General features: G+C 44.7%; 13 protein-coding genes. 10 read left to right on the top strand and 3 right to left on the bottom strand.

From position 1 onward, the window contains the following. The first annotated feature begins 47 nt into the window (after positions 1–47). From SCB77_RS10110 to SCB77_RS10070, 9 genes are all read left to right on the top strand, one after another. Positions 48–572, top strand: coding sequence for a NuoI/complex I 23 kDa subunit family protein (locus SCB77_RS10110; protein ID WP_320186314.1), 525 nt, complete (start codon positions 48–50; stop codon positions 570–572). A gap of 1 nt (position 573) precedes the next feature. Continuing rightward, on the top strand, positions 574–1,071 hold the full coding sequence (locus tag SCB77_RS10105) for an NADH-quinone oxidoreductase subunit J family protein (RefSeq protein WP_320186313.1): 498 nt from the start codon (positions 574–576) through the stop codon (positions 1,069–1,071). Further along, positions 1,071–1,400: an NADH-quinone oxidoreductase subunit NuoK gene (gene nuoK / locus SCB77_RS10100; protein ID WP_320186312.1), complete on the top strand. Its 330-nt coding sequence runs from the start codon at positions 1,071–1,073 to the stop codon at positions 1,398–1,400. The genes SCB77_RS10105 and nuoK overlap by 1 nt, the downstream gene beginning before the upstream one ends. Before the next feature lie 34 nt (positions 1,401–1,434). Next, complete coding sequence (gene nuoL, locus SCB77_RS10095) at positions 1,435–3,354, top strand: NADH-quinone oxidoreductase subunit L (RefSeq protein WP_320186311.1); 1,920 nt, start codon at positions 1,435–1,437, stop codon at positions 3,352–3,354. 63 nt (positions 3,355–3,417) lie between these two features. Continuing rightward, positions 3,418–4,863 carry a complex I subunit 4 family protein gene (locus tag SCB77_RS10090; protein WP_320186310.1) on the top strand — a complete coding sequence of 482 codons (1,446 nt, stop codon included), beginning with the start codon at positions 3,418–3,420 and terminating at the stop codon, positions 4,861–4,863. An 18-nt stretch (positions 4,864–4,881) separates the two neighbouring features. Next, entirely contained in the window at positions 4,882–6,267 is a 1,386-nt protein-coding gene (locus SCB77_RS10085) for an NADH-quinone oxidoreductase subunit N (RefSeq protein ID WP_320186309.1), read from the top strand. 153 nt (positions 6,268–6,420) lie between these two features. Further along, the gene (locus SCB77_RS10080; protein WP_320186308.1) at positions 6,421–8,949 is read left to right on the top strand and encodes a DUF5686 family protein; all 2,529 of its coding nucleotides are present in this window, start codon (positions 6,421–6,423) and stop codon (positions 8,947–8,949) included. 4 nt (positions 8,950–8,953) lie between these two features. Continuing rightward, positions 8,954–9,730 (top strand): enoyl-CoA hydratase-related protein, encoded by a 777-nt coding sequence (locus SCB77_RS10075; RefSeq protein ID WP_320186307.1) that lies wholly within the window; start codon positions 8,954–8,956, stop codon positions 9,728–9,730. Between the two features lie 36 nt (positions 9,731–9,766). Then, positions 9,767–10,810, top strand: coding sequence for an AI-2E family transporter (locus SCB77_RS10070; protein WP_320186306.1), 1,044 nt, complete (start codon positions 9,767–9,769; stop codon positions 10,808–10,810). Between the two features lie 5 nt (positions 10,811–10,815). Here the strand turns inward: SCB77_RS10070 and SCB77_RS10065 are convergent, their stop codons facing one another. Continuing rightward, complete coding sequence (locus SCB77_RS10065) at positions 10,816–12,396, bottom strand: M20/M25/M40 family metallo-hydrolase (RefSeq protein ID WP_320186305.1); 1,581 nt, start codon at positions 12,394–12,396, stop codon at positions 10,816–10,818. Positions 12,397–12,643: 247 nt separating this feature from the next. After that, complete coding sequence (gene pgi, locus SCB77_RS10060) at positions 12,644–14,290, bottom strand: glucose-6-phosphate isomerase (protein ID WP_320186304.1); 1,647 nt, start codon at positions 14,288–14,290, stop codon at positions 12,644–12,646. A gap of 133 nt (positions 14,291–14,423) precedes the next feature. Here pgi and prfB point away from each other — a divergent pair. Then, a protein-coding gene (prfB, locus tag SCB77_RS10055; RefSeq protein ID WP_320186303.1) for a peptide chain release factor 2 occupies positions 14,424–15,507 on the top strand; the annotation gives its coding sequence in 2 pieces (ribosomal slippage) (positions 14,424–14,483 and positions 14,485–15,507; 1,083 coding nt in all). Between the two features lie 63 nt (positions 15,508–15,570). On the opposite strand, the gene dcd is transcribed toward prfB, so the two are convergent. Next, complete coding sequence (gene dcd, locus SCB77_RS10050) at positions 15,571–16,107, bottom strand: dCTP deaminase (RefSeq protein WP_320186302.1); 537 nt, start codon at positions 16,105–16,107, stop codon at positions 15,571–15,573. Positions 16,108–16,111 lie beyond the last annotated feature (4 nt).

Genomic DNA, 16,111 nt, shown 5'->3' with positions numbered 1-16,111 from the left:
TAACGGAAGCGTTGACGTAGCCAGACAGGGCAATAAAAGAATAAACTATGCAGTCATTATCAAATAGAAAAAAGGTTATTGAACAGAAACCCATGAATTTTTGGGAGCGTATGTATCTTCCTGCGATAGCGAAAGGGTTGGGCATCACTATCCGACATTTTTTCAAGAAAATTCCTACGGTGAAGTATCCGGAGGAAAAACGACCGTATTCCAAAAATTTCAGAGGCCAGCACTCGTTGAAGCGTGACGAACAGGGACGCGAGCGCTGTACCGCATGTGGTCTTTGTGCGCTGTCCTGCCCGGCAGAGGCTATTACAATGACTGCCGCGGAACGGAAAAAAGGGGAAGAAAGCTTGTATAGAGAGGAGAAGTATGCGGCCGTTTATGAAATAAATATGTTGCGCTGCATCTTTTGCGGCCTGTGCGAAGAGGCTTGTCCGAAAGAGGCTATCTATCTTGATGGACCACATGTTACCGCAGAATATTTGCGGAAAGACTTCATCTATGGTAAAGATAAGTTAGTAGAGCCAAGCTTCGATATCACCAAATTAATCCAAGATAAAACCAGTTAGGATGTCTGTATTTTATTTAGTTGCTTTTTTAGCGATTTTCTTTGCCCTGATGACCATTTTCACGAAGAATCCGGTACATAGCGTCCTGTATTTGGTGGTCACCTTCTTCACGCTGACGATACATTATATTTTGCTGAACGCACAGTTTCTAGCGGTGGTTAACTTTATCGTATACATGGGAGCCATTATGGTGCTTTTTCTTTTTGTACTCATGTTGCTGAATATGAATGAAGAGAGTGAACCAATGAAGTCCAATCTCGTGAAGATTATGGGCGCTATTGCAGGGATGTGCCTAATCGCTACATTCTTGGGCGCTTTCAAAGTGATAGCACCAAACAACGAAATGGTGATTGGCAATGCTGAAGTGGGCTTGGTCAAAAATTTGGGAAAAGTGTTGTTCAATGAATTTTTATTGCCTTTTGAGCTTTCATCTATCTTATTGTTAACGGCAATGGTAGGCGCAGTTTTATTGGCCAAAAAGGAAGGGAGAAAAGTATAATGGATAATTTTCTTACACAAATACAAGGCGTTCCGCTAAACCATTACATCATCTTTTGCAGCATCATTTTTGCAATCGGCGTAACGGGAGTACTTATTCGTCGAAATGTGATTATCATTATGATGTCTATCGAACTGATGTTGAACTCGGTCAATTTATTGCTGGCCGCATTCTCGGCGTATCGGGGTGATGCCAGTGGACAGGTTTTCGTGTTTTTTATCATGGCGTTGGCGGCTGCCGAAGTAGCCGTTGGCTTGGCGATTATCATTATGGTGTATCGCAACACGAGATCGGTAGATATAGAGTCGTTGAGCAAACTTCGTTGGTAGTAGATTTTGGGATTTTTTACGTTAAATAGATAGTATGTCTGCATTAATTTGGCTTATTCCTCTTATTCCCTTGCTAGGGTTTTTCATAAATGGCCTAACCAGAAATCGCGTGCCGAAGATGGTCAATGGTGTTATCGGGTCTGCCGTTGTGCTGATCTCCTTTGTATGTAGTATACTTGCCTATCTGGAGGTCTCTGCAGCCCGTGAGGCTGGATCCTCGGGATCTTTTACGCTGCATCTTTTCGATTGGTTTGCTGTAGGTTCGTTGAAGATTGCACTTTCTTTCTTGCTTGACCCGCTTAGCGCGATTATGTTGCTCATCATTACTGGTGTAGGTTTCTTGATCCACGTCTATTCTTGCGCTTATATGGCCCATGATGAAGGGTTTGGGAAATTCTTTGCCTACCTCAATCTGTTTATCTTCTTTATGACGATTTTGGTGCTGGGTTCTAACTATCTCGTGATGTTTATCGGCTGGGAGGGTGTAGGGCTTTGTTCCTATTTGTTGATTGGGTTTTGGTTTAAGAACGTGTCCTATGCTGCTGCAGCAAAGAAGGCTTTCATCATGAACCGTATTGGTGATCTTGGATTTTTGATTGCCATGTTTTTTATCTTAGAAACCTTTGGAAGTTTAGAATACAGTGAGGTTTTTGCAGCCGCGAACGGATTGTCGGTAGGAACGCCTATGGTCGTCGGTATCACACTTCTACTCTTTGTAGCAGCAACAGGCAAGTCGGCGCAGATACCTTTATTTACTTGGTTGCCTGATGCGATGGCTGGTCCGACCCCAGTTTCCGCATTGATCCATGCGGCAACGATGGTGACTGCAGGCATTTATTTGGTGGTGCGCTCCAATGTGCTGTTTTTGCTGGCTCCGCTATCTATGGAGATCATGGCGGTTGTGGGTGTTGTTACCGCCTTTGTTGCGGCATTTATCGCGCTCACACAGAATGATATCAAGAAAGTATTGGCATATTCTACGGTTTCCCAATTGGGATACATGTTTCTAGGCCTCGGGGTAGGTGCGTTCACCGGGGCTTTTTTCCATGTGCTGACCCATGCTTTTTTTAAGGCTCTTCTCTTTTTGGGTGCGGGCTCCGTTATACATGGGGTGCACGACGAACAGGACATGCGTAAAATGGGGGGGCTTCGTAAAGCGCTGCCGCTAACATTTGGGACGATGCTGATAGGTACCATCGCCATCAGCGGTATACCACCCTTCGCAGGATTTTTCTCTAAGGACGAAATTCTTGCCCACGCCTTCCAGCATCAACCTATATTTTGGGTATTGGGATTAATCACTGCCCTGTTCACTTCTTTTTATATGTTTCGATTAGTATTCTTGACATTCTTTGGAAAGTTTCGCGGAACAGCCGAACAGCAAAATCATTTGCATGAATCGCCATGGGCAATGACGGTGCCATTGATTATACTGGCTATTCTTTCTGTCGTTGGCGGTTTTATTAACGTACCGGAGGTGTTAGGTGGACAGCATAAACTTCAAGCATTTCTAGCGCCTATTCTTGAAGCGGGCGAGGTAGCGGGCACAACGATGACCTTGAGTCATTCAACCGAATATGTATTGATGGGATTGTCTGTCGTGGGCGCTATTGCCATGGCGGTTTTCGCCTACATAAAGTACGTGAAAAATGCACAGGTGCCTGAAGCGGATGAAAAACCGAAAAGTTTGCTGTATAGATTGTCCTATTATAAGCTTTATGTGGATGAACTGTATGATGCACTGTTTGTAAAACCTCTCGGTAAGTTGTCGACCGTGTTCTTTAAATATGTAGATAAAACGGGTATCGACGGTTTTGTGAATGGCGTTGGGGACTTCTTTACGGGTTCTGGAAGAGGTATCCGGTTGTTGCAAAGCGGACATGTAGGGTTCTATATCATCATGATGGTTGTCAGTATCATCGCTATTCTGATGTATGGAATGTTTTACAGTTAACTATAATTGGTGCCTGATGCTGTTTGTTAGGCTTTTTAGATTGTTTAAATTATTGATTATCTAATGGATAACTTATTTATATTATTGTTGGCACCTGTTGTCTCCGCACTTGTTTTGTGTTTCATAAAAGAAGCCAAGTCGGCGCGATGGATTGCTTTGTTTACCTCCTTGTTATCGTTAGCATTGTCGGTTCCCTTTTTGTTGGGATTTGTACCGGATGCCTCTATCCAGTTTGAGCAAAGTTGGATGTGGATCGATCTGCTCAGACTTCAATTCCATATCGGGTTGGATGGGATTAGCTTACCGTTGCTGTTGTTGACCAATGGACTGATGCCGCTCATCATTTTGTCATCGTTCGGGAAAGATCATAAAGGATCATTCTACGCGCTGATCTCGTTTATGCAAGCCGGATTATTGCTCGTATTCTTGGCAAGAGATGCATTTTCTTTTTACGTAGGTTGGGAAGTAGCCTTGATCCCCATTTATTTTATTTGTGCACTGTGGGGGGAGGGAGATCGTATCCGCATCAATATAAAATTCTTTGTATACACCTTTTTTGGGAGTATTCTTATGCTGGTAGCCCTGATCTATCTTTATCATCAAGGGATTATTCGTAGCTTGGAGTGGGATGCCTTGGTGAAGTTGCATCTTTCTGAAAATGCACAACGCTGGGTATTCTGGGCTTTTTTCTTGGCGTTCGCAATCAAGATACCGATCTTTCCATTTCACACCTGGCAACCGGATACCTACACACATGCGCCAACAACAGGTACTATGCTGCTTTCAGGCGTGATGCTAAAAATGGGTATCTATGGTTTGTTACGTTGGTTGTTGCCCATAACACCTTTTGCAGTGTTGTCATACGGGCATATCGTTCTTATTTTGTGTGTTATCGGTATCGTTTATGCATCGATTATTGCTTTTAAGCAAAAGGATGCGAAGCGTCTTATGGCCTACTCATCCATTGCCCATGTAGGTTTAATTGCGGGCGGTGTATTTTCTCTACAGCCAACGGGCTTGCAAGGAGCCGTATTGCAGATGCTCAATCATGGGCTGAGCGTTGTGGGCATATTCTTGGTGATTGATGTGCTGCAAAGAAGAACCGGCAGCAGGAATTTATCGGAATGGGGAGGCTTCGCAAAACCTATGCCTAAGCTGGCGATCTTATTTTTGATCTTGCTGATGGGCGCTATAGGTCTTCCGTTAACGAATGGCTTTGTCGGCGAGTTTTTGTTGCTGAAGGGTCTTTTCGGTTATGGTGTATGGTATGCCGTATTTGGGGGCTTGACGCTGATCTTAGGAGCGGTCTATATGTTAAGGTTCTACCAAAAAGCCATGCTTGGCCCGATTGCCGTTGAGGCAAAGCCAATGGTTGATATTCAGGGATATGAACTATTGGTTTTACTTATCATTGGCTTTTTTACGATCTTTTTAGGGGTTTGCCCCAATGCAATATTGCGGCTTTCGGAAGCCTCGGTTACGAACTTATTAAATCAAATAAAATTTTAATTAGCGATTGAACATATTATGGGGGCGATCATTACATTAGGCATCTTGGGAATTTTATTGTTGTATTTAGGGCTGTATAAGGCCAAGAATGCGCTGCTTCCCGTCACTGTAGTCGGACTGCTCGTGGCGTTAGGTTTTTTAGTTCTTCAGTGGGATCTGGATGCCAAACCTTTGTACCATGGCATGGTGCTGTTTGATCGCTATGCGATCGCATTTTCTGCCCTATGTATTTTGGTAACGGTATTGATTTTACTGCTTTCCAAAGAATACTTCCGATCAATTAGTGAGCATGTCGCCGAATATTACTGCTTATTGGTGCTTTCCTTGATGGGCGCGTTGTTAGTAACGGCCTATCATAATTTCGCCATGCTTTTCGTAGGCATCGAGATTATGTCGGTGGCGCTCTACATTCTGGTGGGCATTCGTAAAAATGATGCGGCATCCAATGAGGCGGCACTGAAGTATTTTTTAATGGGCGCTTTTTCAACAGGATTCTTACTGTTCGGCATCACATTGATGTATGGTGCGGCCGGCACATTTGACCTCAGTGGTTTGCGGGACTACGTGTTGGCTACTGATCAGGTATCTCCCTTGTTTTATGGCGGTATTCTACTGATGCTGTGTGGTCTCTGCTTCAAAATTGGAGCAGCGCCTTTTCATTTTTGGACACCGGATGTTTACGACGGAGCCCCAATACTAATTACCGCTTTCATGAGTACGGTGGTTAAGGTTGCCGCCTTCGTTGGTTTTTTTCGCCTATTTGGAACGGTGCTGGTGCCGCTCAATGACTTTTGGACACCGGTGCTCTTAACCATCACGATCATTACATTATTCCTTGGAAACATTACTGCATTGGTGCAGACAAGCTTTAAGCGGATGATGGCATACTCCAGCATCTCGCATGCCGGCTATATGCTTTTTGCGATTGTTTCTATCGGAGCAGCCTCGGCTTCCAGTATCTTAATGTATGCATCAGCCTATTGTCTGGCATCCGTTATTGCGTTTGCCACCCTAATTGTGGTCAAGCGCAGAACCGGATCGGATCAGTTTGAATCATTCAACGGTTTGGCTAAACAAGAGCCCCTGCTAGCGATCATATTAACCATTGCTATGTTGTCTTTGGCAGGGATCCCGCTCACGGCGGGCTTCATTGGAAAATTTATGATGTTCAATAACGTCATGGGCAGTTACAATGTCATGCTGCTCGTAATCGCAGCCATTAATGCTGCAGTGGCGGTTTATTATTACTTACATGTTGTTATCAACATGTATTTCAAAGATAGTTCAACAGCAAACCAGCAGGGGCTGCAGCTTGCCGGTACCTACAAGGTGGTGCTGGGTATTGCGGTGTTGCTAACCTTAGCATTTGGGATCTACCCGGACTTTATTATTGGCTTGTTGTAGCGCTCTACTAATCGCTACACCATAAACATACAGCTCGCTCCGGCGAGCTTTTCTTTTTCCATGATACTGGAAATGCGGTTTTCGTTTGTTTTTTCTAATTTCATTTCTATCTTATATTACAAATTGTATCTTTATGCGAGACCACTTTTGATTATGCGGAAATTCAGGTTGTTAACAATCATCTTATGCTTACTCTCCCTCTGTTTTTTCGTGAAACAGGGTAATGCGCAGCAGAAGGTTGAGGGTATGATTGTTGACAGGGCTACCACTAAAGGTATAGCGCAGGCCAGTGTTTCCATTGTTGGTGCATCAGAAGGAACATCCTGTGATGCTGAGGGGCGGTTTCAACTGTTGACAAATCGTAAAGCTCCCTTTCAACTGCTGATCTCTGCGGTCGGATATACAGATCGTATTTTTGACTATCGCGGAGAGGAAAGCGATCTCTCTATTGCGCTTGAGAACAATGAACACCTGTTGGATGCGGTGGAAGTGTCCCGAAAGGTGAAATACAAGAACCGTAATCCTGCGGTCGATCTTATAGACCAAGTGATTAAGCATAAGCGAACAAATCGATTGGAGAACCAACCTCGACTGACCTTCAAGCAATATGATAAGTTGCAATTTGGTTTAGTCAATCCGGCTCAGGGCTATAGCAAAGGGCTGGGGAGTATCGGTTTTGTTTTTGAAAATGTCGATACGATCTCCTCACCAGGAAATAAATTGCTTACCATGTTTATGCAAGAGCAGTTGAGCGACGTGTACTCAAAAAATGATCCTAAGGCTTTTAAAAAAAGGGTGAAATCGATTAAGCAAACAGATTTTGATCCGCGTTATGTCAACAATCACAATATTCAATCCTATCTGTCCTACCTCTTTCAGGATATCGAAATATACGATGAGAATATTTTTCTGATCGATAAGCTGTTTTTGAGCCCTATAGCGAATAACGCGCCGGTATTCTATAAGTATTATCTTACAGATACTGTGCAGAATGACGCTGGCAGGTTCATCGAAGTTAGTTTTGAGCCGCGAAATAAGACAGATCTCTTGTTGAGTGGTCGTTTGCACATTAGCATGGACGACCGCTTTGCTGTGCGCTTAGCCGAACTTCGTGTCAACAAAGAATCGAATCTGAATTGGGTCAACGATGTCAATATAGAGCTGATCTATCAGCCCAATGCTGACAACTTCATGTTTTTGGAGAAAAGCTCCGTAAACATTGTTTTCGGTACCGGTAAACGGGACGCTGTTTATGGGCGCAAGACTTCATTAAACTACGACTATGATTTTGATCCCTCCTTTTCGGACGATGTATTTGTGGGCGCACCCACAGAGATTCTGCCGGTAGCTAAAGAACAGTCTGAATTGGTTGACCAAAAACGACCTTTACAGCTTTCTCCTATTGAAAGCCGTGTATATACGAATATTGATTCCTTGAACGAAAACCGGACTTTCAAAACCATGTTGGCTTTGGGTTATCTATTGGGGCTAGGGTATTATCCTGTTGGGCCGATAGAATTTGGTCCCTTGGAATACCTGTACTCGAGAAACAACATTGAAGGGGACCGTATACGTATAGGCGGACGCACGACCGCCGCTTTTTCGGAAAAGTTGTTTATAGAAGGTTATCTAGCCTACGGAATAAGGGATGGGGCATTGAAGTACTTTGTTAGGCCTACATTTTCGTTGAATGGAGAGTCTGTAGCTAAATTTCCGGCGCACTATATTCAAGCGGCGGTGCAGCACGATATCTTTGATCCCGGTCGTAACCTTGGATTTAGAAAAGGGGATAGCTTTTTTCAGTCTATCCGCAGAAACCGACCCACCAAGTGGATGGATACTGATGCCTATCAGCTGACTCATTTGATCGAATTTGGCAACCATGTGAGTTTGGCGAGTTCTATTATTCATCATCAACGGCGTGCAATCGGGGATTTGCAGTTTATATCGTCGGCGGATAACGCGGTTTCCATGCCGGAGATTAATACCAATGAATTGCAGTTTATCCTGCGCTGGGCGCCCAACGAGAAATTCTACTACCGCAATCTATCACGGAACACCATTATCGAAAAATATCCAGTATTCAATTTGCAGTACAATCGTGGTCTAGATGGCTTTCGCGGCGGCAATTACGCCTTTGATGCAGTTCGGGCTTCGGTATCGAAACGATTCTTTCTGAAGCAACTGGGCTTCGCCGACCTTACTTTGGCAGGAGGGAAGATATGGGGCACATTGCCTTACCCTTTGTTGGAGATTCCTGACGTGTTCCGTGAAGAAGATCGACATGTTATCGATTATACATTGATGCGGAGCACGGAGTTTGTAGCAGATGAATATGTACGGATTGCGGTTGAACACAAGTTGGAAGGTTTTATCTTTAACAAGATTCCCTTGATTAAACGGTTAAACCTACGTGAATTATGGGGCGTGAAGATGTTCTATGGCAACTTAACGGATGGAAATAATCCCTATGTGAGCGATAATGTCATTCGCTTTGATCGGAACGCCGAGGGGCAAACTCTCACACATGTGATGGATAAATCGCCTTATTGGGAGGGAAAGGTAGGCATTGATAATATCTTCCGAATATTACGCGTTGAATATGTGAAGCGCCTAAATTATTTGGACTTGCCTGATGTGCAAAAAGACGCCTATCGGGTTAGTTTACATTTAAATTTTTAAGAGGATGGAGAAACTGGACAATTTTTTACTGGACATAGTGGATAAGACGGCTTATCTAACAATCAATAGACCCGAGAAGCTGAATGCGCTGAATCGAGCAACGCTAATCGAGCTTTCGACGATTTTAAAGAGGCTAAAAGAGGATACCGCTGTGCGTGGTATTATACTTACTGGAGCTGGTGAAAAGGCCTTTGTTGCAGGTGCAGACATCGCAGAATTTAATGGACTGTCAGAAGATAAAGCGCGCGAGTTAGCCGCTTGGGGACATCAAGAGGTGATGGACGTGATCTATAGTTTTCCGAAGCCGGTAATTGCTGCGGTGAATGGATTTGCTTTAGGCGGTGGGCTAGAGCTGGCGATGGCCTGCCATTTACGTGTGGCAAGCGAGCATGCTAAGTTAGGCTTGCCTGAAGTCTCCCTAGGGCTGATTCCAGGTTATGGTGGTACGCAACGGCTGCCACAACTTGTTGGTCGAGGTAAAGCGCTTGAAATGATCATGACGGGCGATATGGTTACGGCAGAGGATGCGTTGGCATGGGGATTGGTCAACCATGTGGTTCCTGCCAATCGTTTGATACCGACCTGCCTAATGCTATTGGAAAAAATGTATGCGAAATCATCCTCGGCAATAGCTAGAGCCGTAGAAGTGGTTAACACGGGTTTGGCCGACTCGGAAAAAGGATACCATGCCGAAATAAATGCCTTTGGTACGGCCTTTTCAAGCCCCGATTTTAAAGAGGGGGTTTCTGCATTTCTAGAAAAACGAAAACCAAATTTTTAGGCGATTGTTCATACAGGTAATAGATCTATTGACTGTATGAACAATCCCGTATTTTCGCAAAAAGAACGGAATATCATTATTCTTATCTTGGTTCTTGCGCTCGGTGCTATCCTGTTGTATGCTATGCGTGGGATCTATGGAGCCATCTTAGGAACCATGGTGATGTATACGCTCTTCCGGCGGCTTAATATTTTCCTCATTGAACGCTGGCATTGGCCGAAGGCGCTGTCTGCCGTTTTTCTAATTATCATCTCTATATTTATTATCGTATTGCCTTTTGTTGGTATTGGCAGTATGTTGTTGAAGAAGGCGATCAAGCTGCAGCAAGATCCGGCATGGATCACGCAGATGATTGATGCCATCAACAAGTTTGCTGGCGATACGTTTGGAAAACCGGATCTGCTCACAGAGCAGGTGGAAAAAAGTGCGGCCTTCTTGGGCGAGCTGCTCACCTCTGTGCTTGGAGGCGCTGCGAATATCTTTATCGAGGTTACGGTGATGTATTTTATATTGTATTTTCTGTTCGTCAATTACCGCGGTTTTGAACAAGGAATCGTTCATTATCTTCCTTTTGATAAGCAGCAATCTGCTGTTTTCGGGCAGGAGTTGAAGAATATTACCTATTCCAACGTTGTCGGGCAGACGATTATTGCTATCGTACAGGGGGGATGTTTAGCGATCGGTTTTTGGATTTTTGGCGTGCGCGACGCCCTATTCTGGGGTGTTATTTGCGCCATACTGTCGTTTATACCCTTGCTGGGGCCTCCGTTGATCTTTGTGCCTGCGGCTTTGATTCTGCTTTCGCAAGGACAAACTTGGCCGGGTATCGGTCTGCTCATCTGGGGCTTTGGCTTGGTAATCAATATCGATAATGTGTTGCGGTTTATTATTAATAAAAAAGTGGGGGATATCCATCCCTTGATCACCGTAGTGGGAGTCATTATAGGTTTGCCCTTGTTTGGTATTATGGGGTTGGTATATGGACCGCTGCTCTTGGCCTATTTCCTGATTACCGTTAAGATCTATAGAAACAACAAGCGCCTTTCTTTGAGAAAGGCGCAGTTGGAAGAAAGACAGTAGATTTTTTAATAACCAACGCCTGTGCGACGTGGCTGACGGATGGCAGGCCAGCTGCTGTCTCCGCGCCCACCGCCTGTAGGCATCACGCGTTGTTCGCGATCCACAAGTTTATCTTCTTGGGCTGCCTTATAGGCCATAACCGCCGTTAATATTACATTGTAACGCAAGTCGTCGAACACCAGTTTGTCATAGGTATCGAGGTTGGTGTGCCAAGTGTTGTTGAAATAGCCCCAAGAAAGGGAACTTAGCATAAAGGCTGGAATACCTGCAGCAACGAAGGAAGCATGATCGGAACCTCCGCCGCCCGGGCTCCCCGGAAAGGTGGTCTTAATATCTTTCGTAATATGATTGGGCACCGCTTGCATCCAACGTCCAATAAAGTCGTAGGCATGCACAAAGCCGGATCCATTGATGTTTTCTACACGTCCTGTACCGTTATCTAAGTTGAATACCGCTTGGGTTTTTTCTATAATTTCCGGATTGTCAAGGACGAAAGCACGAGAACCATTCAATCCCTGCTCTTCGCTGCCCCATAGTCCGATCAAGATCGTTCGCTTCGGGTTTGGAAATACGGCCTTGAGCACGCGCGCAACTTCCATCATAGCCAATGTTCCTGTGCCATTATCTGTAGCGCCGGATCCGCCTTCCCAAGAGTCTAGATGTGCTGACAAAATAACATATTCGTTCGGAAGCTCCGTTCCTTTTATCTGGGCAATAGTGTTGAAGGAGGGCACCGTACCCAAGTCTTTAGAGCTCGTTTCGATCTTTACCTTCGGTATAATGCCATTTTTGGCTAATCGGTAAAGAAGCCCGTAGTCTTCCAAGGAGATGTCTACAGAAGGCACTTTTGATGTTCTTGCGCCGAAGATCTTGTTGGCGCCAAATTCCCTAGACCAAAAGCTGGACAAAACACCTAGCGCGCCGGCCTCTTCGAGTTTGCCCGGAATGGAGTTTGCCGAGTAGCCGGTTTTGCTGATATTGCCGTTGTATACCTGTACAAGTGAATCGCGCTCTTTTTTCATCTGCTCGAAAGATTCTGGTCGCGCGTATTTTTCCCAGTCATGATCAGGACGGCCCGTAGGCTGGTACATGGATGTCATCACGTATTTGCCTTTGACCTTTGGTAGCCAAGCGACAAAGTCTGCCGAATCTTTAAATGTTGGCAGGACGATCACTTCGCCTTCTATCGCTTTTCCTTTTGTGGATGGACTCCAGGCAAGTTGCGTGCCGGCAAGGGTTTTCAAGCGAGGAGACGTCATGTCAATATGAGAGACGCCTCGTTCCCAACCGCGCCACTCGCCAAACTGTTGCTTTTCTGCTTCTAGACCCCAGCTTTGAAAAGTTTTTACGGCCCAGTCGTTGGCTTTGTTCATTTGTGGCGTTCCGACGAGTCTTGGCCCTACAACATCTAATAGTTGAAAGGCCAGGTTTTCCAGTTGCGAATTTTCATTGGCTTCTTTCACTATTTTCTCGACAACGGGGTCGAGCTGTTGTGTTCTTGTTCCACCATATTGCGCAAATGTAGTTGCGCAGGCCGTTATGGAAACAGCACATAGGGCAAAACGTAATTTTCTTTGTAAAGTCATGTATCTGTTGATTAGTTGTCAAGCTAAATCTCGCTAATTTTGACCTAAAACGGAAGTTTGTGACTACAATTTTACGCGTGTAGGCAAATAGGGGGATCTCCAATCATGGAAAGTATACTTTTCGCTTGCTGTTTGATGTGGTCAACGGCGAGAGATCGGGAAATATCGCAACAAAAAAATCCCAGAACATTTTAGGCTCTGGGATTTGTGATATCTCCTTGTATTTATATCTCCTTTGCGAGGTATATTATCGCCAATTTTTGTATTGATTGATTAATCCATTGGTGGATGAATCATGCGAAGCAATGGCCTCGTCGTTAACCAGTTCAGGCAAAATTTTATTGGCCAGTTGTTTACCTAGTTCCACGCCCCACTGATCGAAACTGTATACGTTCCAGATAACGCCCTGTACGAAGATTTTGTGCTCGTAAAGCGCAATTAAGGTTCCTAGCGTGTATGGGGTAACTTTTTTGAGGAGGAAGGAGTTCGTTGGTCTATTGCCTTCGAATACCTTAAAGTTTTTTAGTGCTTCGATCTCTTGCGCTGATTTGCCGGCCTTTTTCAACTCGGCGACTACCTCTTCCTCGCTCTTGCCATTCATGAGGGCTTCTGTCTGTGCAAAGAAATTCGACAGAAGAAGCTGATGGTGGTTGCCTAAAGGGTTCAGGGAAACTGCTGGCGCAATGAAATCGCAGGGGATCAACTTTGTGCCTTGGTGAATTAACTGATAGAAAGCATGCTGTCCATTCGTACCTGGCTCGCCCCAAATGATTGGTCCTGTTTGGTAGTCTACACGGTTCCCGTTGCGATCGATATATTTTCCGTTACTTTCCATATCTCCTTGTTGGAAATAGGCTGCAAATCGGTGTAGATACTGGTCGTAAGGCAAGATGGCATGGCTCTCCGCATCGAAGAAGTTATTGTACCAAATTCCCAAAAGTGCCAGTATAACCGGAATATTTCTTTCGAATTCTGTCTCGCGGAAATGCTTGTCGGCACGGTGAGCACCTTTAAGGAGCTCCTCAAAATTGTCGTAGCCGATACCCAAGGAGATGGATAAGCCGATGGCCGACCATAATGAATAGCGTCCGCCGACCCAGTCCCAAAATTCGAACATATTTTGGGTATCTATTCCAAATGCAGCAACACCTTCTTCGTTGGTGCTTAGTGCGGCAAAATGTTTGGCAACATCGGCCTCTGCAGCGCCGGCATCCAAAAACCAATTTTTTGCCGATTGTGCGTTGGCCATTGTTTCCTGCGTGGTAAACGTTTTTGAGGCAATCAAAAATAGTGTCGTTTCAGGATTCAGCTGCTGTAATGTTTCGGCGATATGTGTGCCATCCACATTGGATACGAAATGCAGGTTAAGTCTCGTTTTATAGGACTTAAGTGCCTCGGTAACCATCACCGGACCTAAATCGGAGCCGCCAATGCCAATATTCACTACGTCAGTAATGGCTTTGCCAGTAAAACCCTTCCAATCGCCCGAAAGGATACGATTGGTGAAGTCTTTCATGTGCTCAAGAACAGCTTTGACTTTTGGCATCACGTCCTCACCATCGACTATTACTGGTTCGTTCGATTGGTTGCGCAACGCGGTGTGCAAAACCTGGCGTCCTTCGGTTGCGTTTATCTTTTCGCCGGCAAACATGGCGGTGATAGCTTCCTGGAGTTGACACTCATTGGCCAACTGTACGAGTAAAGCAATGGTTTCATCCGTTATCCTGTTTTTGGAAAAATCAAATAGGATGTCTTCCAATTGTGTGGAGAATTTTTGAAAACGCTCCGGATCTTCCGCGAAAAGTTCCTTTAATGATTTTTCGTTGACCGTGATGTAATGGTCGGCTAAATATTTGTACGCTTGGGTGGTGGTAAAGTCGATGTTTGGAAACATAAAGTCTAACGTTGTTTGTACCAAAGATAAGTATTGAAACAGTTAATTCTAAAAAATTATCCTGAAACCTAGGTATTTCGTGATATCAGCTAGGGTTATTACGTTTTTACATATTTACTTTTTACTTTTGGTTATGACCAGAGAACAGATTCAGGACTTGAGGGATAGAGTAACTTCCCTAAGGAGGCATCTTTGACATTGATGCCAAGAAAGCAGAAATTGCTGCTAATACCGAGATTACATTGAAAGCCGATTTTTGGGATGCCCCCAAAGCGGCAGAAAAGGTGCTGCATGAAATAAAGAACCTGAAGGTTTGGACCGAGCATTTTGATGCGGTAAGTGCGGCTGTAGAGGATGCGGGGGTGATGTATGAGTTTATGCAGTCTGGTGACGCCACCGAACAGGATGCGGACAGTCAATATCAGGAAGCATTGACGCAGGTTGAAGAGTTGGAATTTAAGAATATGCTGAGTGCCGAGGAGGATCAGTTGGATGCTATTTTGCAGATCACTGCTGGTGCTGGCGGAACGGAGTCTTGCGATTGGGCCGCCATGCTGATGCGTATGTATATCATGTGGGGCGAAAAACACGGATGCAAGGTTACCGAGCAGGATTACCAAGAAGGAGATGTAGCCGGGATTAAAACTGTTACTTTACAGTTTTCTGGTGACTTCGCCTATGGTTACCTGAAAGGAGAAAATGGTGTTCACCGATTAGTACGGATATCCCCTTTTGATTCTAATGCCAAGCGACACACTTCTTTTGCTTCTGTTTATGTGTATCCGTTGGTGGACGACAATATTGAAATCGATGTAAAAGATTCGGAGATTGAATGGGATACCTTCCGCTCGGGCGGTGCCGGGGGACAGAACGTAAACAAAGTCGAAACTGCAGTTCGTTTGCATCACAAGCCTACGGGAATCATTATCAAAAATCAGGAATCGCGCTCGCAACTCCAAAATAAGGAAAATGCTTTACGCTTGCTCAAATCGCAGCTCTACGAAATTGAGATGCGTAAGCGTCAAGAAGCAACGGCGGCAATTGAGGGGTCAAAGAAGAAAATTGAATGGGGGTCGCAGATTCGAAATTATGTGCTCCATCCCTATAAATTGATCAAAGATCTACGCACAGGTACAGAGACTTCTAATACACAGGCGGTACTAGATGGAGAGTTAGATGAGTTTTTAAAATCTTATTTAATGGAATTCGGCGGTTAGACAAGCTTTCTGTAATAAAAGAGAGGCGTGATATTGTTCACCCCTCTCTTTTTATGTGGTCGACTAGAAAGCGTTTTTCCACATCATGCTTTCGACAGGTCGAATGGTTTTATTGTTGTATTTCGCATTTCCTTTACTGTTGTACATAGTCTCAATATCGCCTTCGACAACAAAGTAGATCAATTGGCCAATAGGCATCCCTGCATATACACGAACGGGTTGCGCAACGGAGATTTCTAAGGTCCATGTGTTGCAAAAACCTACGTCGCCCTTGCCGGCCGTTGCGTGGATGTCTATGCCGAGACGACCTGTGCTGGACTTTCCTTCCAGAAAGGGGACGTGCCCATGTGACTCGGTGTATTCCAAGGTCACGCCGAGATATAAAGTGCCGGGTTGAAGGATAAATCCCTCTTCGGGAATTTCGAAATGTTTGATCGTATTGTGCTTCTTGGCATCCAAAACCTCATCTATATAGGTGGCGAGGTATTTGCCCAAATGAACATCGTAGGAGTTTGTTCCCAAACATTTTCTGTCGAAAGGCTCGATAACGATCGTGCCCTTGTCAATTTCCTCTAAAATTCTTTTATCTGATAATATCATGTGC

Origin of the sequence: Sphingobacterium bambusae (assembly GCF_033955345.1) — a bacterium.
Lineage (GTDB): Bacteria > Bacteroidota > Bacteroidia > Sphingobacteriales > Sphingobacteriaceae > Sphingobacterium > Sphingobacterium bambusae.
The sequence above is the reverse complement of the archived record's forward strand: the minus strand, read 5'-3'. Positions and strand labels throughout refer to the sequence as shown.